Genomic DNA, 22,267 nt, shown 5'->3' on the forward strand with positions numbered 1-22,267 from the left:
ATCCTATGTGACTGTAGGCGAATTGACACGCCACTTTACCTATTAAGGTCTTTAAAAATCAAGGAAAGACTAATGATTCAAGGGGCTCAGCACAGCATATGTCGGAAAAAATAGGTTTATGCCTAATCGAAAAGAAAAAGAGACCACTGAAAATGGTCATTTTCACCATTTTCAGTAACCTCATAGTGTAATGTCTAAAACATTTAGTTTTACCTCATTCAAGAAGGACGATCGAGCATTCTTTTTAATGCTAAATTACCTTCTATCGTAGTTTTTTCATCAACAGTTATAGGATAGTGGAGATTGCCATTCATTATCTCCTCTAAAGACCAAAGTAAGTGATCTAAATCAATCCTATTCATCGTAAGACAAGGACACATTGTTGGGTTTAAAGAATAGATGTTCTTATCAGGATGTTGTTGCGCTAAACGGTTAACTAAATTCATTTCCGTTCCTACAGCCCAAGTAGTCCCAGGTGCTGCTTGACTGATTGTTTCGATAATAAAATGAGTTGACCCATTCATATCTGAAGCTTGCACGACTTCAAACGTACATTCAGGATGAACAATGATATTTGTTTCTGGTGATGTACGACGTAACTCTTCAATTTGGGCAACTGTGAACTTTTCATGGACAGAACAATGTCCTTTCCATAAAATCACCTTTACATTTTCGATCGGACCATCACAAACAAGTTCATGACCAATTGGATCCCAAATAGCCATTTCATGTAGCTCAATCCCAAGGTCGTATGCTGTATTTCTCCCCAAGTGTTGGTCAGGTAGAAACAACAATCTTTGTTTCTGAGTAAAAGCCCATTCAACCATCGCCTTTGCATTTGATGAGGTAACAGTAGCTCCACCGTTTCTTCCACAAAATGCTTTGATCGCCGCTGTACTATTTACATATGTTAGTGGCAAAATTGTGTCTCCATACACTTTTTGCAATTCGACCCAAGCTTTTTCAGTTTGGGCGATATCTGCCATATCAGCCATTGAACAACCTGCTTTTAGATCTGGTAATATAACGTGTTGATTACTAGTTGTAAGCATATCAGCCGTCTCTGCCATAAAATGAACGCCACAAAAAACAATATACTCGGCATCTCTATTTGTTTTTGACAGCTGAGCTAATTGAAGAGAATCTCCTGTTGCATCTGCAAATTCAATCACTTCATCGCGCTGATAATGATGACCTGGAATGAATAGACGATTGCCTAGTATTCGTTTTATTTCATAAATACGTTCACGTTTTTCATCGATTGTCATATCTCTATATGTTTCAGGTAATCGATCAAGCGTGGCTACTTTTTCAAGAAAATTCACTTATAATACCCCCTCTTCTAATAAGAAACTCAAGTCAACTGACTTTACAGAATGTGTTAAACAACCTAACGAAATATAATGAACACCACATCCACTAAAAGAAGGTAGGGATTCTAAGTTGATCCCACCCGAAGCTTCTGTTGTAATCCCAGTTGGAACCTGTTTTACATAGCCTTTAATGTTCTTTGCAGTAGCATTGTCAAACATGATGACATCAACTTTGGCTTCTATAGCTTCAAGTACTTCTTGTTCATTTGTTGTTTCAACTTCAATTTTCACCATGTGGCCAACTCTCTCTCGTACAGCATTTACAGCCTTTTTTATTCCTCCAGAGGCTAGTAAATGATTTTCTTTTAAAAGAATAGCATCACTTAGATTCCTACGATGGTTGAATCCCCCGCCACAACGTACAGCATATTTCTCAAGCATTCTTAAACCTGGAGTTGTCTTTCTTGTATCACAAATTCGTATGCTGTTATCATCAAGTACACTTATCGCTTTCTTTGTCATCGTTGCTATACCCGACATACGTTGCAAGAGATTTAATAACACTCTTTCTCCTGCCAAAAGACTGATAACGTTCCCTTCCATGCTAGCAATAATATCGCCTTTGCGAAATGAATCGCCATCATTAATAAGAACCGTAACTATAATCATCGGATCTAAAATATGATAGCCAACAGACAAAAGATCCCTCCCTGCCATGACACCATCTTCTTTTGCCTTGATATATGCTTTTCCCTTTGCATCAGGAGCAATAGAAGATTCTGCAGTGATATCTATTTCACCTAAATCTTCGATAAAAAATTGCTCAAGCTGACTTTTCAACAGTAATTTATTCAACTATTTCTCCCCCTACAAACTCGTACTTGCCACTTTTGAATTATTTATTTCTAACACATTTGTTAATCCATCTTTTTTAGAGCTTAACAGGTAGCGCCCCATCCATTTATTATCATCGCGCTCTGGATAATCTGTCCGATAATGTCCGCCTCGACTCTCCGTTCTCAATAGAGCAGCCTCTGTTATGAATGAGGCGATCAGTACCATATTTTTCCGCTCTAAAATATCACTATTGTCAGAATCAAAAACTTGGCTCGCTGTAAATAAAAAGGGTTGTAACCATTGTTTCATCTGTTCCAATCCTTGTTTGTCTCGTTCAATTCCCACTAGATCGGTCATCTGTTCTTGTATCTCGCTTTTACTTGGCAAATCTACAAATGTGCTGTCCTTTCTTTTCACCGTCAATAAAAGTTGGTTAGATGTATGCAGTGTAAAAGATTGCGATAGAATATGTTTAACCAGTTGTTCAGCAAAAACCATTCCCTCTAACAATGAATTGCTAGCAAGTCGATTGGCTCCATGCACTCCTGTACAAGCAACTTCTCCTACAGCAAACAGTCCTTCAACTGTCGTGCGTCCTACTGAATCTGTTTGTACTCCCCCACTTATAAAATGAGCGCCAGGAGCTACTGGCAGGAGAGCATATTTGGGATTTATTTCGAATGCTTCACAGCGGTCCGAGAGCCCTGGAAATCTTTTTGCAAAATTTCTTATCTCCCTACAATCAAGATATATTTTTTTCCCAACACTTAAAGCTCTGTGTATCTCTCTACTTACAACATCTCTAGGAGCTAATTCCTTTAAAGGGTTTTTCTCCATCAATCTTTTGCCATTATCGTCGATCAGTTTTGCCCCTTCACCACGAACCGCTTCACTAATTAATTCAAAAGTATCAGTTCCTGTTGCAGCAAGTAAGGTTGGATGGAATTGAATAAATTCCATATCCCGTAAGACCGCTCCTGCACGATAGGCTAAAGCAAAGCCGTCTCCAGTTGCCTCTTTGACATTAGAAGTGTGTTTGTAAAGTTGCCCTAGACCGCCAGTCGCTAAGACGATCGTTTTTGCAAATATGATTTCTTTATTCGTTTTCACGCCTACTACGCGTTCATTATTTAAGATTAGTTCATACACTTGTGTATGGTCAGCAATTGTTACTCTTTCTTTCACTGCTTTTAACAAAGCTTTTGTAAAGGCTTCTCCTGTCTTATCACCATTCACATGAACAATTCGTCTTTCTTGGTGAGCCCCTTCCATCCCCAAAAGGAGAGAACCGTCACTACTTCTGTCAAACGGTACCCCTAATTCTAATAACTTCTTTACCATTTCAGGTGCTCGTTTTACAAGAATTTCAACGTTGCTGTAATTATGGTGATCTTGACCTGCTTCGATTGTATCCATTAAATGCTTCTGCCAATTATCCTGGGGGCTAATCGCGGCTGCCATCCCCCCTTGCGCCCAACTTGAATTACTTGTCTCAGCATTAGACTTTGTGATAATCATCACATTCAAGTGATCAGCTAATAAATGAGCCGTCATAAGACCAGCAATACCGCTACCAATGACGATAACATCTACTGTTTTATCAGCCATTTTCATTCCCCCATGTATTTTACAGTTGTCTTGTCACCTATCTTTACATAAAATAAGAATTGTGACAAGCGCTTTTTTATCATTTAACATGGAATGTATTGGATCGTTACAGGAGGGATATCGATATGATTTATCTTGACTATAGTGCAACAACACCTATGTCTTCATATGCTTTAGAAACGTATAATCGAGTTGCTACAGATTTTTTTGCAAACAGTCGCAGCCTACATGGTAGAGGTCTTGAAAGTGATGATGTATTATCCCTTAGCAGACGTACGATAGCAGATGCCTTAAGTGTAGATCAAAGTGAGGTCTATTTCACAGGCTCTGGTTCAGAGGCTACTTTCCTCACTCTGACTGGATTAGCCTTTGCTAATCAACATAAAGGAAAAACCATTATTACAACCGCAGGTGAACATCATTCCGTTCAACAAACCATGTCATATTTAAAAGAACATGACTTTCGTATCATCCATGTTCCAGTTAATGAATTTGGACAAGTCACCACTGATTCACTAAGATCCGTCCTCTCAAAAGACACGATATTAGTTTCAATTGCTCATGCTAACAGTGAGATTGGAACGGTTCAGGATTTAGTATCATTAGGTGAGGTTTTAACAAAACATGATATACTTTTTCATAGTGATTGCGTTCAAACTTTTGGCAAAATTGCTATCCCAACACATGTTTTAACGAGTGCTAGCTTTTCTGCACATAAGTGTTATGGACCAAAGGGAGTCGGGGCAGCTTACATCAATAGTCACACTCACTGGAGACCATTTCTTCAGGGGACTACTCATGAGAATGGTTTTAGAGCAGGTACTGTTGATGTTCCGGCTATAGCAGCATTTGCTGCAGCAATAGATGAATACCTTCCAATGGTTGCAACAGATATGAATCGACTTAGCGATTTCCGTCAACTAGTCATAGACGCTTTTGAAAAAGAAGAACGAATCTATTTCGAGGGGCACCCTACTAAGCGATTACCGTTTCACATTAGCCTTAGAGTAAAAGGGATTGAAGGTCAATTAGTGATGCTTGAATGTAATCGAAAGGGTTTGGCTATATCAACTGGGTCTGCTTGTCGTGTAGGCGACACCCACCCCTCCAATACGATGACAAGTATAGGGCGAACCAAAGAAGAAGCACATGAACTAATAAGAATAACTTTTGGACGCTGGACGACAGAAGAAGAAGTATATAAACTAATAGACCATCTTAAACAGTTATTAATTGAATTAAAAGGGGAGTGATTAATGTGGAAGAAGGGAAAAAAATACTCGGAGAAGAGCGAAGAGACTTACTGATTAAGTGGCTTTCCACTAGTGAAAAACCCTTAACTGGAGGCGAATTAGCAAAAAGAACGAATGTAAGCCGTCAAGTTATTGTTCAGGATATCTCAATCTTAAAAGCAAAAAAGCACCCTATTGTCGCAACGGCACAAGGATATATTTTAATAAAAACCAATCCCACTCATAGAGTTAGTCGAATTATAGCCTGCAAACATTCACCGTCAGAGACAAAAGAAGAGCTATTTATTTTAGTTGATCATGGAGTAACAGTAAAACAGGTCATTGTCGAACATGCAATCTATGGAGAAATCACAGCTTCTCTCATGATCACCACTCGCCAAGACGTTGAAAATTTCTGCTTAAAAATCGAAAAAACTCAATCTACACTGTTATCAGAGTTAACAAATGGCGTTCACCTTCACGTCATAGAAGCAGAAAGCAATGACCAACTCGATAAAGTTGTCCAAGTACTAGATAAAAAAGGAATTATACTGAATGATTGATTAGAAAAATGACGCAGTCTGCTTTTCTTAGAGTAGGCTTTCATACTTCATTGAGACCCATCTAATATCCACTCAAATTTTATACTTTCCTATCTTTGAATAAGAACCCTTGTCTGGTTTCGACAAAGGTTCTTATTCATTACTAGCTATTTTCCCGCTTTTAGATCTTTCACATTTTAACAGATCACCTAATTTTTGCTTCATTCTTAGCTAAAGTGAAGCATGGATAGCTACCGAGAATGTCAACTCCACATCCGAGTGCTTGTAATTCTGAAACAACACCTGGAATTAAAACATCATCCACTAATCCTTCTACATCAATAATAAAGAAATAGTTCCCTAGCCCCGTTTTGGTCGGTCTTGATTCAATTTTTGTCAGGTTTAATTTTCTCCAGGCAAATGCAGACAGCACTTGATGCAAGGCTCCTGAAAAATCAGAAGGCAATGTCACCATTAGCATTGTTTTATCTTCAGTATGACAGGGACCGTTAAAATTTATTTTTTCCGCTTGCTTACTTAACACGACAAAGCTCGTTCGATTATTAGGAAAATCATGAATATTAGAATGGGCTACATGCAATTCGTAAGCTTTCGCAGCTCCCTCATTTGCAATCGCTGCAATATTTAACTCAGGATGACTTTTTACAAACTCAGCAGCTGCCCCAGTAGAATTCATATATTCCCATTCTGCATTGGGATATTGCGTTTGCAAAAATTCATGACATTGTGCAATCGCATGTGGGTGTGAAACAATTTTTTCGATATCCTTTACTCCAACATTGTTAGGATTTATTAACAAATGCTGTTCAATCGCAACCGTTATTCCTCCTACAATTGGTAACCTTTGCTTATGAATCAAATAATCAATAGTTAAATTTACTGAGCCTTCTATTGCATTTTCAATTGGAACCACTGCATAATTTACTTCATTTGCTTCAACGGCATCCATACAAGTTGGAATAGTTCGAAATGGGATCAATTCTCCATCTGCAAACAACCCTCTTGCTGCTACCTCTGTAAATGTTCCTCTTGGACCTAAATAAGCTATTTTCATCTCCTATACTCCCTCCTAGGACTAGGAACCAGTACCAACTAGTTCTACTTTCTTGACCGACTCCAAACCTTCAAGCCATTCCATTAATTCATCTAAATCCAAATTCATCGGTGTCATATCAATTGACAACGTCATATGCGCTCGCCCTTGCAAGGGAATCGTTTGATTAATCGTTAACACATTGGCTCCGGTTTCAGCTATTTTACCAAGCAGTTGCGAAAGAGAACCAGAACGATCAACTAAAATAATGGAGAGCGTAATAATTTTCTCTCTTACCATCGTATTAAAAGGAAAAATCCCATCCTTGTATTTATAAAAGGCACTGCGACTAAGCCCTACCTGATTAACGGCTTCATTAATTTTTTTCACTTTTCCAGATTGCAGAAGCTCTTTTGCTGCTAGTGTTTTTTCCATTGCATCTGTTAGCATATCCTCACGCACTAAATAAAATGATTTTCTCGTTGTCATATCTTATTCACCTACTTTCAAGATGCACTATCCTCCCATTATAAAATTGACAAAACTTTTTGACAACAAATCTTTTCAAAAATGTCTTTTAACAATGAAAAACTGTCCCTTCCGGAGGGACAGTTTTATGGCTAAATGATATATGGCCGATTCTGTTCCAACAGGGAAAACCGCCCTGTTGGTATCGTTATTCTTTATTCATACATGAGTTTGCATTGGCTCCGCACGCTGCGCGCTCTTTCTGAGAAGATCACTCAGAAAAAGCTTAAAACATTGCAGCGGCTTCGCTCAATGCGTCGGTTCTGTTCCAACAGGGAAAACCGCCCTGTTGGAACAGAACCTAATCAATAAATTCAAATTCGAATTTCATAATTCGAACTAAGTCCCCGTCTTTTGCTCCTTTTTCTCTCAGTGCTTCATCAATTCCCATTCCGCGCATTTGTCTAGCAAAGCGGCGAACTGACTCATCATGTGAAAAATCAGTCATTTTAAATAACTTTTCTAACGGTGCCCCTGATAATACAAAGGTTCCATCATCATCTATCGTAATCACAAATGGAGTTTCTTCTTTTTCATGACGATAAATAACACGGGTAGTATCTTCTGCTTCCTCATGAAGTGGGAATTCAGGCGTTTCTTCAATTTTATCAGCTACTGTTAAAAGCAAATCACGTAGACCTTGTCTCGTAATAGCCGAGATTGGAAAAATCGGATAGTCATCTTTGAATTTTTCCTTGAATACTTCGAGATTTGCTTCTGACTCAGGCATGTCCATCTTATTAGCAACAATAATTTGTGGTCTCTCTAACAAACGCATATTATACTGTTTCAGTTCTTCATTAATTAGAAGATAATCCTCATATGGATCACGTCCTTCTAAAGCAGACATATCAATTACATGGACAATAACTCTTGTCCGCTCAATATGTCTTAAGAATTGGTGACCAAGACCAACACCTTCATGAGCTCCTTCTATTAATCCTGGTAAATCAGCCATGACGAAGCTTCGGCCATCTTCTGCTTCAACCACACCAAGATTTGGCGTAATTGTTGTAAAATGATAATCGGCTATCTTAGGCTTAGCAGCGGATACAACAGAAAGAAGTGTAGACTTTCCAACACTAGGAAATCCAACCAAACCTACATCTGCTAACACTTTCAACTCAAGAGTGACATCGCGTTCCTGACCTGGTTCTCCGTTCTCAGCAATTTCAGGAGCTGGATTAACTGGCGTGGCAAACCGAGTGTTCCCGCGACCACCACGACCTCCTCTAGCAATTACAGCACGTTGACCGTGTTCAGTTAGATCCGCGATAACCTGACCTGTTTCAACATCAACAACCGTCGTTCCAGGCGGGACTTTTACAATCATATCCTCTGAATTTGCCCCGTGTTGATTCTTTGGACGACCATGTTCACCACGTGGGGCTTTGAAGTGACGTTTATATCGGAAATCCATGAGTGTACGTAGGCCCTCTTCTACCTCAAATACAACACTGGCGCCTCGACCACCATCGCCCCCGGCTGGACCACCATCAGGAACGTACTTTTCTCTTCGAAAGGAAACTTGACCTTTCCCTCCGTCTCCACCTTTAACATATATCTTTACCTTATCTACAAACATATACTTTCACCTCAATTTTTCGTAAAGCTTGCTACCAAGACACATTCGTTTTCATTCATCTCGACAAGTTTTACGTTTGACTCCCATTTCGTTAAAAATGATGGCCAATCTTCTTTCTTTAATAATTTCCCTTGAAAATCAAATGTTAATTCACATTTACTCTCCGTAAATAAAAACGTTATGAGTAAGTTATTTTCTGTATCTATCGTGCACTCATTCGTTAGTTTCTCCGTAATTTCTTCACATAATCGCAGAAGATGCATTTCATTTTTTTCAAGTGAAAAAACGTCCCCAGCTACATCTATTTCCAACTTCATTTTGCTGCTGAACCAATTATACGTTAATAGAAAATACACAACACTTGATGCTTGTATTTCTGAGATTTTACTTTCGCAAATCGATTGTTGCGTCACCTGTTCAATAATTTCTTCGATGCGATCATAACGTTTAAGTGCTAAGTTTCCTTTTATTAACTGCATAACGTTCAACCAATCATGACGCGTTTGCCTAAGCGCCTTTAAAACCTCTAATTGGTTACTCATTTCAGTACTCTCCTTGTCCTTCCCGAAAATATAGAGCTCGCTCATCTTATTTACATGGATTATCTTACCACAAAGTTAGAGTTAGAAACCACGTTAAGCAAAATACACTAATAATATACACTATTTCACTGCCTCCTTAAGTCATTTGAAGTTTTTAAAGGATTGACAGATAATCTTCTTATCCATATACTAATTAAAATCAACTAAACCAACTAAATTGATGTGAATTATAAATACACTTATTATTAGTAAGGAGGGTTAAGATGTCAGAAGTGATTATAAACCATGTCGGGAAGACATTTGAAAATAAGCAAGAGCAAACATCTTATACTGTATTTGAAGATATTGACTTGCATGTAAAATCTGGTGAGTTTGTCTCTTTACTAGGACCTTCTGGTTGTGGAAAATCAACTTTACTTAACATTATTGCAGGTCTCGACCAAGCAAGTTCTGGGACCGTATTAGTAGGATCTAAAGAAGTAAAAGGACCAGGGGTTGACCGCGGTGTTGTATTCCAAGAGGCTGCCCTTATGCCATGGATGACAGTCCTTGACAATGTCATGTTTGGCATTAAGAAACGCCATAGTAAAGCAGAAGCCCGCAAGAAAGCAATTGAATATTTGAAACTAGTACATCTTAGCAAATTCATAGATTCTTACCCACACGAGCTTTCTGGAGGAATGAAACAACGTGTATCAATTGCTCGAGCACTAGCTATGGACCCAGAAGTCCTCTTGATGGACGAGCCCTTTGGAGCACTAGATGAACAAACTCGGTCTATGCTTCATAAAGAAGTTCAATACATTTGGGAACAAACAGGTAAAACGATTATCTTCGTTACTCATAATATTCGTGAGTCTATCTTACTGTCAGATCGAATTGTCTTAATGGGTGTAAGGCCAGGTGGAATCATAAACATTTTTGATGTCCCTCTTCCAAGGCCAAGGAAACCTTCTGATGAAGCATTTGCACGTATAGAAGAAAACATCAGCAACCAATTAGCTGGTGAAATAGAAAAAGTCATGAAGGAGGAAATGGGTGATGATTACCATAGTCAGAAGGCTACTCTTCTTTACAGCTCTCATCGCGATATGGGAGATCATATATAGGCTCGATGCCTTCGGTACAAGGATGTTCCCGTCTCCTCTTCTCTCATTCGTTGAGTTATACAAAGGGTTCTTTGAGACCGGGATATTAACCGCCGCTCTAACAACAAGTTTAGGACGCATCGGTCTTGGTTTTGCTTTAGCCGTTATCATCGGTTCTATTTTAGGTATTATTTTAGCTACTTCTAAACTTGCCGATGAAACACTTGGTTCTCTTGTCGTTGCCTTACAGTCAGTACCAAGTATTGTCTGGCTGCCGCTAGCACTCGTAATGTTCCAGGGCGGAACATCAGCGATTCTTTTTGTAATCGTCTTAGGTGGTACTTGGCCAATGACCATGAATGTTCGAATGGGCATTAAAAATGTACAACCACTATTAGTCCGAGCAGCAAGAACGATGGGGTATAAAGGTACAGAATTAATATGGCGTGTCATGATTCCAGCTTCCATTCCATCAGCATTAACAGGAGTTCGGTTATCATGGGCATTCGGTTGGCGAGCTCTAATGGCTGCTGAACTACTAGGTCGAGGTGGCCTCGGAAGAACGTTACTTGATGCAAGAGACTTCTTTAACATGGAACTCGTTATTGCCATCATGATTATCATTGCCGTCATTGGCTTAATTGTTGAGTATTGTATTTTTAACCCAATCGAACGAAAAGTTCTAACTCGTTGGGGATATGCGAAATAGAGATTATAGAAAAAGGTTGGTTTTTACCTTTTTCTATAATCTAACAATATAGATAAAAAAGGGAGAGAGAAAAGATGAAAAAATGGTTTAAAGCAACAGGAATCGCATTAGTACTTGGTACGTTAACAGCATGTGGAGCAGGAAGTACTAGTGGTACAACCGATTCAGAGAGTGATGTCCGAATCGGTTATTTCCCAAATCTTGATCATGCAGCTGCTATTGTCGCAAAAGAAAAAGGTTATTTTGATAATGAATTAGGTGAAAGAGGCGCAGAGTATACTCACTTCCCTAACGGAAATGATTTTATTGAAGCCCTTGAAACTGGTAATCTTGATATTGGATATGTTGGACCAGGTCCAGCGATTAACTATTTCTTAACCGGTGGCGACATTGTTGTACTTGGGGCTGCCGCTAACGGAGCTACATTGATTGTTGCTAGAGACGGTTCGGGAATTGAAACACTTGAAGATTTCGGTGGTAAATCATTCTGTACTCCAGGTAATGGTTGTACACATAACGTCCAGCTTGAAATGATGTTAAAGGAAATTGGCTTAGAATCAAACCGAGTTGGTGGGACAGTAGAGCACCAATCGCGGATTGCACCAGCTAATATGGTTGCAATGTTTGAACAAGGTCAAATCGACGCTGCTGCTGCTCCAGAACCTTGGGGAACGTATCTTGTTGAAGAATTGAACGCACATGTTGTAACAGAATGGGATAACGTCTTTTTAGGAGAAACATTACCGAGTGTAGTCGTGGTAACTTCTAAAAGATTCCTAGAAGAAAACCCAGAAGCAGTTGATGCTGTTTTACGCGGACATAAAAAAGCGGTTGATTATACTCAAGAAAATACAGCAGCCACACTTACAACCATCAATGACCATTTATTTGATTTAACTCAGAATCGTTTACCTGAAACAGTTCTTGAAAAAGCTTGGAATCGGATGGCTGTTACAACAGAAACACATGCTGATGCTTTACAAGCATGGGCAGATGCTTCTTATGATCTGAAATTCATGGATAAAGATCCTAATTTAGATGGATTTGTTGATACATCTCGTCTGGATGCAATCTTAAATCAATAATAATTATAAACCCGCTTAAATCCCATTGGAATTGAGCGGGTTTTGTCTATTGTCAACACATTGGACAATAAATTCATATTACAGTTACAAGTTACATTGTTTGAAATTTCAATACAATATATATTCTTTATATAGAGAATAAGAAGCCTCCATCGTTACTTGTAATAATAATCACCGTGACACCTGCTGCTTCTGAGCCTGTACCTGCTGTCGTTGGTATTGCAATTTAAGCGGCAATGGATTAGTTATATAGTAATGTAACTTTATTAAAAAAGAGGATAACCTATAACCCCACTTTCCCAATCGGAAAGAAAAAGTTTTGTTACCCTCTTTAATCTATCGTCTATTAAAAATCTGTTCTACTGCTGCTTCACCTTGATCAATACAATCCGGTAGTCCTATTCCTTCATATCCTCCACCAGCCAAATACAAACCTGGTAAGTTGCGCGCAATATCTTCTTTTATCTTGCTCATTTTAAAGGTATGACCCACATTGTATTGTGGCATCGCTTCTTTCCAGCGTGATACGATGAAAAATTCTGGCTGTTTTTCAATTTTCATTATCTGGTTGAGATCGTAAAGAACAGCGCTTAAGATCTCTTCATCTGAACGCGAGACTATTGCTGAATCTCCCGATCGGCCTACATAAGCACGAAGCAATGCATACCCTTCCGGCGTAGAATGTTTCCATTTCTTATGAGTCCATGTACAAGCGGTAATCGCATGATTGCTTTTTTTTGAGACCACAAATCCTGTTCCTTCATAAGGAATCTTAACTTGGTCTTCTTTATAAGCCATGGCAATAGTTGCAACAGTAGTAGCCTCCATTTGATCCAAATAAGAAAAGTAAGGATAATCAGCTAATAATTTTGCAGATACCTTTGGTGGTGTCGTAACAATTACTTCATCGTAAATTTTGATATCGCCATTTTCAAGCAGCAAATGGAATTGACCATCTTGCTTATAAATTTTTGTTAAACTATTGTTTTTATGAATTGAGCTCGCATTTAAATTTGATTCAATCGCTTTGATAAACGATTCTAAACCGTTACGGAAAGTCAGAAACATACCCCTAGATTTCGTTGTTACTCCGTTTCGATTTGCCTTCTTTGTCTTAGAATCTTTCATCCCACGAATTAAACTACCATGCTTTTGTTCAACCTGTTGGTATTGTGGAAAAGTAGCTTTTAAGCTAAGCTTATCAAGGTTTCCAGCATAAATACCTGATAAAAGAGGTTCAATTAAATGATCAACTACTTCGTTTCCAAGCCTGCGACGGAAAAAATGTCCCAATGAAATATCTTCATTCTTTGACGTCATTCTCGGATAGAAAAAATCACCTACGGCCCGCAGTTTTCCAATCGGTGATAGCAAACGCGTATTTAGAAACGGCTTAATATCTGTTGGGATACCCATTACCGCTCCATCTGGTATTGGATATAATTGATTTCCTTTTAATACATACGCCTGACCAGTATCGTTAAAGAGCATTTCATCTTCTAAACCTACTTCCTTTGCAAGCCGAGACATACTTTCCTTCCGGGCAAGATAAGAGTCAGGTCCTCGTTCTATCACAAATCCATTTATCCGCTTCGTTTCAATTTTTCCACCTAAGCGGTTCTTTTGTTCAAATAGATCATAGTCAATGGCCATTCCTTTTTCTTTTGCTTTTTCTAGTTTATGTGCCGCTGCAAGGCCTGTAATTCCACCACCAATAATAGCGATCCGTCTTTCTTTATTTCTCACAAGCCATCACGATTCTCTGCGAGCTTTTTTTTCACAACTGTTGCCAGACATTCGAGGAATTCAGGCTTAGAATTTGGCATTTCTGGGCGATAGTAGTTAATACCTAGTTCATCTGTAACCACTCTACATTCAATATCATTGTCGTAAAGAACCTCTAGATGATCTGCAACAAATCCTACTGGACAATAGACCATTGCCGTATAACCATGCTTCTCATAAAGATCTCTTGTTAAATCTTGCACATCAGGTCCAAGCCAAGGATCAGGCGTATTCCCCTCGCTCTGCCATCCAATTGTATAATGGTTAATTCCAGCTTTTTCAGCAATTAAATCAGCTGTTTCTTGCAATTGCTGTGGATATGGGTCTCCCATTTTCGTAATTTTCTCAGGAAGACTATGAGCGGAGAAAATGACACAGGCCTTATCTTTATTTTCTATTTTATCCATCGTTTTCTTTACTTGTTTAACCCAATAATCAATAAAAAGCGGTTCATCATACCAGCTATCAACACTATAAATCGCCGGACCAGAGACATTTTCTGATTCCTCTTTCGCTCTACCGTTATAAGATTTGACACTAAAAGTAGAGAAGTGAGGAGCCAAAACAATACTAACAGCCTCCTCAATTCCATCTTCTTTCATCTGTTTTACAGCATCTTCAATAAAGGGGTCAATATGCTTTAATCCAAGATAAGCTTTAAATTCAATATCATCAAACTCTTTGTTCAATTGATCCTGAAGTCCGTATGCTTGATCTTCTGTAATTTTGGCTAAAGGGCTAATTCCGCCAATCGCTTCATAACGCTCTGTTAGCTCTTCTAAAGCTTCTTCTGAAGGTTTTCTCCCTCTTCTGATATGGGTATAATAAGATTCAATTTCTTCTTTTTTTCTTGGCGTTCCGTACGCCATCACAAGTAAACCGATCTTTTTTTTAGCCATTTTAACCACTCCTTTTATTACTTGTTCATCGAATAATCATGGACAAAAGCAGTCAAGCGCTTTAACGTTTCTGGATTCACTTCTGGGAAAACACCGTGCCCAAGGTTAAAAATAAAATTAGGGTTTTTCATACCTTGATCTAAAATGGCTTTCGTCCGTTCTTCAATCACATCCCAAGGTGCTAAGAGAATGGCTGGGTCTAAATTCCCTTGAACGGTTTTCTTAATCCCTAAATCTCTAGCTTCTTGTACAGATAAACGCCAATCTAAACCAACTACATCTAAAGGTAAATCATTCCACTCATTCGCAAGATGACTAGCTCCAACCCCAAACATAATAAGTGGAACATTTTCTTGTTTTAATTCAGCAAATATTTTGTTCATAACCGGTTTTACAAACGTTCGGTAATCAGCAACGTTCAATGCCCCTACCCATGAATCAAAAATTTGAATAGCCTGAGCGCCTGCTGCGATTTGTGATTTAACATATGTAATCGTCATTTTCCCTAACTTGTCCATGAGTAAATGCCAAGCTTCCGGTTCTGCGTACATAAATGCTTTTGTCTTATTATAATTTTTTGATGGCCCACCTTCGATCATATAACTAGCTAATGTAAAAGGAGCTCCTCCAAAACTTATCAGAGGCACAGTTAATTGTTCTCTTAGTAGTTTAATCGTATCAAGAACATATGGTACATCTTGTTCTGGTGTAATTGTACCTAGTTTTTCTACATCTGCTTTTGTACGAATCGGATTGTCGATAACAGGGCCAATTCCTGATTTAATCTCAACATCTACCCCAATCGCCGGTAATGGTGTCATAATGTCTTTATATAAAATGGCTGCATCATTATTGTATTGATCTACTGGTAATTTAGTCACATACGCACATAATTCTGGTTGATGAGTAATTTCAAAGAGTGAATATTTTTCTTTTATTTTTCTATATTCAGGTTGAGATCTTCCCGCTTGCCTCATATACCATACTGGTACATGACTATGTTCTTCTCCTCTACATGCTTTTAAAAATGTATCATTAAATGTGCTCTGGTTCATTCTGCCACTCCTTCTTAATACTTCTTCATTCATATTTTACTTGATAGCGCCTAAAAATGCATTTTCTACCCTTTTTTAAGATTGTTCAAGGAAGGGAATAAAACTGTAGAGTAAGAAAGCTCTCACTTCCTTACCTTTTTTTCACATACTTTTACTATAGTGACCGATTAATCTCCTGTATAGACCATCTTTTAAACTGTCATAAAATTGATAAATGTATATCTGAATTTATTGAGGAAACGTTGTCAGATAATCGTCCAAACATAAACTGTTTTACAAATCTTTTGTTAGAATAGATACCATCCACCAGAACGAATAAAGTCAGATTTTGTAGGAGGAAATAGATGAATCATACCTTGACAATACCCCTTTCTGTACAAAGTATAACACCTTACTTCCAACCCATAATTGGTGCAGATCAGCGTTCTGTTATAGGATATGAGATCTTAGGACGGTATTTAAATCATGATCAGTCTGTTCTTAGTCTAGGAAGTTTCTTCCATGACGACGAGATTGCGATAAAAGATAAATGCCAAGCAGACAGATGTGTTCGAACTAAAGCTTTAGAAATGATAAAAAGGAATTCATACAACCAAAAAATTTTCTTCTTTAATATTAGCCCGGACTTTTTCACAGACGAAGAGGATTGCTTTTTTTACGAACAACTTCAGGCCATTTTCCAATCAGATACACCTTTACAGCCAAATCAAATTGTATTAGAAATCACGGAAACCGATTACTCCATGAATGAATCACTTTTCCTAAGCAGACTACTAAAATACCGCACACTAGGATGTAAAATTGCTGTTGATGATTTTGGAAGAGGATTTAGTAACCTTGAGCGTGTTGCATTATTAAAACCTCAAATCTTAAAAATAGATCTGCACATCGTACAAAAAAGTATTGGGAGCCAATCCCACCGTGACATCCTCCATGCATTATCTATTTTATCGCAAAGAATCGGTGCCGAGCTCCTCTTCGAAGGAATTGAATCGACTGAACTGCTTGAAATTGCCTGGAAACATGGAGCCCGATATTATCAAGGCTATTTATTTGGTAAACCTGACCCGAGTCCAGCCGTTAGCATTGAAAGTTTGTCTATATTTCATGATCAACTTGAAAATATGATACAAAAAAAAATCTTAAATCTACAAAATAAATACAACTTTGAAGAAGCATTAAATAGTCTAGTAAAAGAAAGTTTGCCCGATAAAAGCCTGAATAATGATTATAATCAATATGTCGAACACATATGTAGGCAATTACCTGATCACTGTTTCCGTGTTTATGTTTGTAATCGACTTGGCTATCAAATCTCAGGCAATCACTTAAGAGAAAATCAAAAAAATTGGAAAGTGTTGCAACACTTTTTAAATAAAAACTGGAGCTCCCGTCCTTATTTTCTGCAAAATATCGTCGCGATGGAAGTCAATCAAAAAGGTTTCCTCTCCGATGTGTATACAGATATAGAAACGAATGAACTAATTCAAACATTCTCGTATCCAGTTCAAAAAAACATCTACCTTTTCATAGACATTATGTGATAAGGGTTGTTAAAAGTTGATCTTTTAACAACCTCACATACTAAATTGATCTGCTTCACTTTAGAGTTCAGAGTACCGGTGAATTCGTAGAATTAATGTAAGCCGAACTTAAATTTGACATCTGCTGTATTGGATGGTTCTCCAATTTGTTCTGTTACTGAATCATAAGGAACAACCTCATACTGCTTAGATGTAAAAGGGTTTGTACGATTAATAAAATATTGACTGTCAGCGACAATCGTTGCTATTCGTTCCTTCTGACCTTTGTCAATTTCATAAATATGATAATAGACTCGATCATCATCATTGCCAGTCCAGTTCAAACGAATACTTGATAACCCTCGTCCACCCATTGAAAAAGTTGCTGTTAAATCCGTAATTACTGGTAAACTAACAGGCGGATCTAACTCTTTAACGTCAGCCGGCTTAGTAAAGGCAACTTCCCTTAGATCATCAGGAAGCTCATTAAGAATATCCTTGAACAAGATCGTTGGGTAAGCACTCCCACCGTGAAGGTAACGCTCATTTGTTGTGACATCATAGCCCATCCAAACGGAACCGACTACAGTTGGGGAATAGCCGACAAACCAGGCATCCATTGTTGCACCTCCCACTTCAGGATAAGACGTCGTACCTGTCTTTCCTGCCAAAGAAGTTTGGATATCCCCTTGGCTTCCTGTCCCCTCTTTCACAACAGATTCAAGCATCCTCGTCATATACCAAGCTGTTTGTGGTTGAAGAACTTCCTCTTCCACTACCGGTTCTCCTTTTAATCTTTCACCGTTTTGATCATAGATCGCCTTAATGAAGTATGGATCTATCCGTTTACCCTCCTTCGCAAAAGCTCTATAAGCAGAAGCTAAATCAAGTGGCGTAACCCCTTCTCTTAGACCCCCAAGTGCAATAGCAAGACCTCGATCTTCTAATTCAATATGAAATCTATTTAACACTTCAATTGAATGGTCTATTCCTATTTCATTTAATAACCAAACAGCAGGTGCATTCGTTGAATACGTTAGCGCCTCGTGCATCGTTATTTTCCCTGAATAAACCTGATTATAGTTACGAGGTGAATATCCATCATAGTCTATTAATTCATCGAGTAGCATCGTATATGGATGGCTTCCATTTTCAAGAGCAGGGGCGTATACCGCTAATGGTTTAAATGCCGATCCTGGTTGACGCTTAACATTTACACGGTTAATACCTCTTCTTACATACTCACGCCCCCCCTGAACAGCAAGCACCCCTCCTGTTTCAACATCGATTAGGACCATAGCAGCTTCCGCATCGTTATTTCCACTAGGAAAATAACGATCTTCTTTCATTTTTTTAAAGGAAACTTCTTGCATATGTCTATTGATGGGAACGACTATGTCATACCCTCCTGTTAGTACTTCTTCATTGGTTAAATGAAAACGCTCAGCAGCTTCATCAATAACCATGTCAATATAAGTTAAGTAAGCATCATTTACAGACATTTGATTATGATCGATCGTAACCGTTCTACCTCGTAGTCGCTTTGCTTCTTCTGCACTTAATTTACCTTGTCTCTCCATAGCGGTCAGAACAAGATCACGCCTTTGTTTACTTCGCTCAGGATTCGTGATTGGAGAATACGAGTTAGGGGCTTTAGGTAAGCCGGCAAGAAGCGCTCCTTCTTCTATCGTTAACTCTTCTACATCCTTATTAAAATACAGCTTTGACGCTGCCTGTATCCCATAAACTCCATGACCAAAATAAATTCTATTTAAGTACATTTCTAAAAGCTCATTTTTGCTGTAACGCCTTTCTAAATTCATCGCAATTAAAATTTCTTTTGTTTTTCGTAACAGCGTCTTCTCGTTTGTTAAGAAAACGTTTTTCGCAAGTTGCTGCGTAAGCGTGCTACCTCCTTCAACACTTGCGCCTGCCAAAACATCACGATATAAAGCACGACCGATCGACCTTAAATCAATACCTTGATGTTCTCTAAAACGTATATCTTCAATGGAGATAAACGCCTCTTGAACATATTCAGGAATGTCGCGAATTGATACAAGTTCCCGGTTCTCAACAAAAAGCTTAGTAACAAGTTCTCCATTTTGATCGATTAGTGATGTTGTCGTCTTCATAACTAACTTTTGGTCATCAATCGCGTAGTTCCCTGCTAGTATAATAACTAAATAAATAATAAGAGCTAAAAGAATAGAAGCTAAAACACTAGATATTCCTATCATTAATTTCTTTTTCATTCGACACCTCCTTCTATTCCTACTATACCCTTTCAGAAGCAGTTCATAACAGTTGCAACCTAAAAACGTAGAGGCTACACTTATCTAGGAATCAACTACAATATTCGTTTCACATTACATGATAGGATGGTGTTCTCATTGAAAAAGGCTAGTTTAATTAAAGCTGCAGATGACACATTACATTTAGCAGGACTAAGTTTACAAGGTGAGGCAGGGAATGATCTATATGTAGAAAGACAAATCGATCAGCCAAATGCCAAACACTATGAGATTTTTAGTGAGACAGGTTCCTTTAAACCAGAAGGATATGTTGTCATGAATAACATCGCTGTTATTGAAGAAGGCAGAGAGACTTTCGAAGAGCGTTTTCGTAATCGAGCGGGGTTAGTAGAATCAGAGCCAGGCTTTCAAGCGATCCGTATTTTACGCCCACTTGATGATGATACATATGTAGTCATGACAGTTTGGGATAATGAACAATCGTTTAAAAGTTGGCAAACATCGAAATCATACGAAAATGCACATAAAAAGCAAGGAACAGGAGCTGCTCTAGCAACAAGTATTTTTCCACGTCCTTCTTATGTAACCATTTTTAATTCTAAGGGCTAAAGATAAGAATTTAGAATCTAAGCTAAAACAGACAAATCTACTCCCTAAAGAAAGCTCGATGTTGAATAACGGTTATCTTACGGGGAGACTATTACAATGAAAAGCGCAATGGGGAGTAGTTCCACTGCGTTTTTTTAACCATCTGTCTATTTGTAACCTGATCATCCCTACCCACATTTTAACATGTTGTATTCCCCATAAAAAAATCCTACCTTAAACAGGCAATTGAACAGGTGAATTCTCTCTGTCTTTTTATTTATGAATAAAGATCTATCCGTTAACTCATCTTAACAAGGAAGTTAATTGGAAAGGTGGTATAACAATGAGTCAGAAACGTGATAAGGGCTATAGCCAAAAAGGTAAACCCAAAAGCAATACAGTCGATCCTGTGATCGCAGCAGAAGAATTGGAGAAAGCAATTCATCCGACGAATAAGCCTCCACGCAATGCAAACTAGGTAGGACCTTTGGAGGTTAAAAGAGGATTAAAGGTTAGCCGCATTAGGTGGCTTTCCTTATTTTTCAATGTACTGTTGAGATTATGATTAATAAGTCAAAACAGCGAACAACATTATAACAATTTCCTCAATTTACTGTTACTGAAAATAGTCGAGCAAATTCCTTATTAATATTATTGTATATAGATCTAGTTTTTATTGATTTGAAATCTCATCTTCTTCACCTTTTTCTTTCTTTGCATCATTTTGTATCCCCCGTAGACAAGTAACGCCCCAATGATTAAACTAATTACTCCGCCGATACCACATAATAAGAACACCCCCCTAGCATCACAAGTAAAATACTCATAAATGACCATTTCCCTTTATCCTTTGATTTAGAGTAGCCCCAATAGATTAAGCAGCCTCCAATGACAAGACCAAACAACCTCCTAAATTAATCCAAGTAGCCTAAACAATACACTTGGTCCAATGAAAACGCGAAGAATACCACCAATTACTTTTCTTGTTTGTTTCATATTCTTTCTTCCTCCTTCTTTGAACTACTTTTAGTGTAAGAGTAATTGCTTTTTGAAGACAACCTTGAGAATGGTTTGATCTCCGTCTCAAGACTGATTTTCTTCCCAACCTTTTGACCTTTCCGTGAACGTTTTTACATTTCAGTACTAGTTAAATGATAATTAGCTATAATGAGTAGAATGAGTTTTATCATTTGATTCATATCTTTCTAGTGGACTAGAATAGACTATAATAAGTCCATGTTTATAGATTGATTTCATTTTAAGGGTGTGTTGATTATGTCTGAAGTTACGATTTGGCTCGCCTTCCTTGCAGGAATTGTTTCCTTTTTGTCGCCATGTATCTTTCCATTAGTCCCTGCTTACTTGGCGCAGCTTACAGGAACCAACGTAGTCGATAATCAAATAAGTGCCGAGCGAAGGCTTATCTTATCCCGAAGCATCGGTTTTATTATCGGTTTCACCTCTATTTTTCTTTTGCTAGGAGCTTCTTCCACATTTATTGGTCAAGCGTTCTTGGGCAATAGACAGTTATTTGAACAAATTGGTGGGATTATTATTACTGTATTCGGTCTTCAGATGATGGGAATCATCTCAATTCGAATGCTCATTAGTGAGAAGAAAATTCATATGAAGCCTAGGAAAACAACAAGCTTCGCAAACTCCGTCCTATTGGGATTTTTATTCGGGACTGGCTGGTCTCCATGCATCGGACTTGTTCTATCCTCCATCCTCTTATTAGCCAGCAGAGAAGAAACAATGTTGGCAGGAATGTTTCTGCTATTTATTTATTCGATCGGATTAGGTATTCCTTTTCTACTGGTTGCCCTTCTATGGTCTCGTTCGTTAGATAAGGTGCGCCGACTGAATAAATGGCTACCAACTATTCAAAAAGTAAGTGGTGGAATCATGGTTGTATTAGGCATCTTACTTTTCACGGGACAGTTTGCTATTATTTCTGCTTACTTAGCAAGGTTCGTTCCATTTACGATTTAACGTAAAAAAAGAGGTGAATGACAGTTATTCAAAAACTGTCATTCACC

Annotated in this window: 21 protein-coding genes; 9 read left to right on the forward strand and 12 right to left on the reverse strand. The window is 38.2% G+C overall.

Annotation, left to right across the window (positions count from 1 at the left end; translation table 11 throughout):
• Positions 1-218: 218 nt before the first annotated feature.
• From nadA to nadB, 3 genes are read right to left on the reverse strand one after another with little or no spacing between them, the layout of a single operon-like run.
• Positions 219-1,325, reverse strand: a complete 1,107-nt coding sequence (nadA, locus tag LDX58_RS16060; RefSeq protein ID WP_227937836.1) for a quinolinate synthase NadA — start codon at positions 1,323-1,325, stop codon at positions 219-221.
• On the reverse strand, positions 1,326-2,168 hold the full coding sequence (gene nadC / locus LDX58_RS16065; RefSeq protein WP_227937837.1) for a carboxylating nicotinate-nucleotide diphosphorylase: 843 nt from the start codon (positions 2,166-2,168) through the stop codon (positions 1,326-1,328). It abuts the gene before it with no gap.
• A gap of 12 nt (positions 2,169-2,180) precedes the next feature.
• Complete coding sequence (gene nadB / locus LDX58_RS16070; protein ID WP_227937838.1) at positions 2,181-3,758, reverse strand: L-aspartate oxidase; 1,578 nt, start codon at positions 3,756-3,758, stop codon at positions 2,181-2,183.
• 125 nt (positions 3,759-3,883) lie between these two features.
• Here nadB and LDX58_RS16075 point away from each other — a divergent pair, with 125 nt between their 5' ends.
• Complete coding sequence (locus tag LDX58_RS16075) at positions 3,884-5,011, forward strand: IscS subfamily cysteine desulfurase (protein ID WP_227937839.1); 1,128 nt, start codon at positions 3,884-3,886, stop codon at positions 5,009-5,011.
• A 5-nt stretch (positions 5,012-5,016) separates the two neighbouring features.
• Positions 5,017-5,553 carry a transcription repressor NadR gene (locus LDX58_RS16080; RefSeq protein ID WP_227937840.1) on the forward strand — a complete coding sequence of 179 codons (537 nt, stop codon included), beginning with the start codon at positions 5,017-5,019 and terminating at the stop codon, positions 5,551-5,553.
• A gap of 184 nt (positions 5,554-5,737) precedes the next feature.
• Here the strand turns inward: LDX58_RS16080 and pheA are convergent, their stop codons facing one another.
• The 4 genes from pheA to LDX58_RS16100 all read right to left on the reverse strand — a co-directional run bounded on the left by pheA (position 5,738) and on the right by LDX58_RS16100 (position 9,241).
• Positions 5,738-6,607, reverse strand: coding sequence for a prephenate dehydratase (gene pheA / locus LDX58_RS16085; protein WP_227937841.1), 870 nt, complete (start codon positions 6,605-6,607; stop codon positions 5,738-5,740).
• Positions 6,608-6,628: 21 nt separating this feature from the next.
• Positions 6,629-7,075 carry a transcriptional regulator ThrR gene (gene thrR / locus LDX58_RS16090; RefSeq protein ID WP_227937842.1) on the reverse strand — a complete coding sequence of 149 codons (447 nt, stop codon included), beginning with the start codon at positions 7,073-7,075 and terminating at the stop codon, positions 6,629-6,631.
• 340 nt (positions 7,076-7,415) lie between these two features.
• Complete coding sequence (gene obgE, locus LDX58_RS16095; protein WP_227937843.1) at positions 7,416-8,699, reverse strand: GTPase ObgE; 1,284 nt, start codon at positions 8,697-8,699, stop codon at positions 7,416-7,418.
• Positions 8,700-8,710: 11 nt separating this feature from the next.
• Positions 8,711-9,241: a Spo0B C-terminal domain-containing protein gene (locus LDX58_RS16100; RefSeq protein ID WP_265416719.1), complete on the reverse strand. Its 531-nt coding sequence runs from the start codon at positions 9,239-9,241 to the stop codon at positions 8,711-8,713.
• Between the two features lie 263 nt (positions 9,242-9,504).
• Here LDX58_RS16100 and LDX58_RS16105 point away from each other — a divergent pair, with 263 nt between their 5' ends.
• The 3 genes from LDX58_RS16105 to LDX58_RS16115 all read left to right on the forward strand — a co-directional run bounded on the left by LDX58_RS16105 (position 9,505) and on the right by LDX58_RS16115 (position 12,123).
• Positions 9,505-10,350: an ABC transporter ATP-binding protein gene (locus LDX58_RS16105; protein WP_227937845.1), complete on the forward strand. Its 846-nt coding sequence runs from the start codon at positions 9,505-9,507 to the stop codon at positions 10,348-10,350.
• Complete coding sequence (locus LDX58_RS16110) at positions 10,283-11,038, forward strand: ABC transporter permease (RefSeq protein ID WP_227937846.1); 756 nt, start codon at positions 10,283-10,285, stop codon at positions 11,036-11,038. Before LDX58_RS16105 ends, LDX58_RS16110 begins: the two co-directional genes overlap by 68 nt.
• Positions 11,039-11,112: 74 nt before the next feature.
• The gene (locus tag LDX58_RS16115) at positions 11,113-12,123 is read left to right on the forward strand and encodes an aliphatic sulfonate ABC transporter substrate-binding protein (protein ID WP_227937847.1); all 1,011 of its coding nucleotides are present in this window, start codon (positions 11,113-11,115) and stop codon (positions 12,121-12,123) included.
• Between the two features lie 336 nt (positions 12,124-12,459).
• Here LDX58_RS16115 and hemY read toward each other — a convergent pair whose 3' ends face one another.
• From hemY to hemE, 3 genes are read right to left on the reverse strand one after another with little or no spacing between them, the layout of a single operon-like run.
• On the reverse strand, positions 12,460-13,869 hold the full coding sequence (gene hemY, locus LDX58_RS16120) for a protoporphyrinogen oxidase (protein WP_227937848.1): 1,410 nt from the start codon (positions 13,867-13,869) through the stop codon (positions 12,460-12,462).
• Complete coding sequence (hemH, locus tag LDX58_RS16125; protein WP_227937849.1) at positions 13,866-14,807, reverse strand: ferrochelatase; 942 nt, start codon at positions 14,805-14,807, stop codon at positions 13,866-13,868. The genes hemY and hemH overlap by 4 nt, the downstream gene beginning before the upstream one ends.
• A 17-nt stretch (positions 14,808-14,824) precedes the next feature.
• The gene (hemE, locus tag LDX58_RS16130) at positions 14,825-15,862 is read right to left on the reverse strand and encodes a uroporphyrinogen decarboxylase (protein ID WP_227937850.1); all 1,038 of its coding nucleotides are present in this window, start codon (positions 15,860-15,862) and stop codon (positions 14,825-14,827) included.
• A gap of 344 nt (positions 15,863-16,206) precedes the next feature.
• Here hemE and LDX58_RS16135 point away from each other — a divergent pair, with 344 nt between their 5' ends.
• A complete protein-coding gene (locus LDX58_RS16135; protein ID WP_227937851.1) occupies positions 16,207-17,406 on the forward strand; it encodes an EAL domain-containing protein in 1,200 nt (399 codons plus the stop codon).
• 92 nt (positions 17,407-17,498) lie between these two features.
• Here the strand turns inward: LDX58_RS16135 and LDX58_RS16140 are convergent, their stop codons facing one another.
• Positions 17,499-19,640: a transglycosylase domain-containing protein gene (locus LDX58_RS16140; protein WP_227937852.1), complete on the reverse strand. Its 2,142-nt coding sequence runs from the start codon at positions 19,638-19,640 to the stop codon at positions 17,499-17,501.
• Between the two features lie 126 nt (positions 19,641-19,766).
• Between LDX58_RS16140 and LDX58_RS16145 the strand changes: the two genes are divergently transcribed.
• Both LDX58_RS16145 and LDX58_RS26055 read left to right on the forward strand, forming a co-directional pair.
• A complete protein-coding gene (locus tag LDX58_RS16145; protein ID WP_372459218.1) occupies positions 19,767-20,249 on the forward strand; it encodes an antibiotic biosynthesis monooxygenase family protein in 483 nt (160 codons plus the stop codon).
• Between the two features lie 322 nt (positions 20,250-20,571).
• Positions 20,572-20,706 (forward strand): hypothetical protein, encoded by a 135-nt coding sequence (locus LDX58_RS26055; RefSeq protein ID WP_265416720.1) that lies wholly within the window; start codon positions 20,572-20,574, stop codon positions 20,704-20,706.
• Between the two features lie 188 nt (positions 20,707-20,894).
• Here the strand turns inward: LDX58_RS26055 and LDX58_RS16150 are convergent, their stop codons facing one another.
• Positions 20,895-21,065 carry a hypothetical protein gene (locus LDX58_RS16150; protein ID WP_227937853.1) on the reverse strand — a complete coding sequence of 57 codons (171 nt, stop codon included), beginning with the start codon at positions 21,063-21,065 and terminating at the stop codon, positions 20,895-20,897.
• 438 nt (positions 21,066-21,503) lie between these two features.
• Between LDX58_RS16150 and LDX58_RS16155 the strand changes: the two genes are divergently transcribed.
• A complete protein-coding gene (locus LDX58_RS16155; protein ID WP_227937854.1) occupies positions 21,504-22,220 on the forward strand; it encodes a cytochrome c biogenesis CcdA family protein in 717 nt (238 codons plus the stop codon).
• Positions 22,221-22,267 lie beyond the last annotated feature (47 nt).

The sequence above is a fragment of the Alkalihalobacillus deserti genome, from assembly GCF_020734105.1.
GTDB lineage: Bacteria > Bacillota > Bacilli > Bacillales > Bacillaceae_D > Halalkalibacter > Halalkalibacter deserti.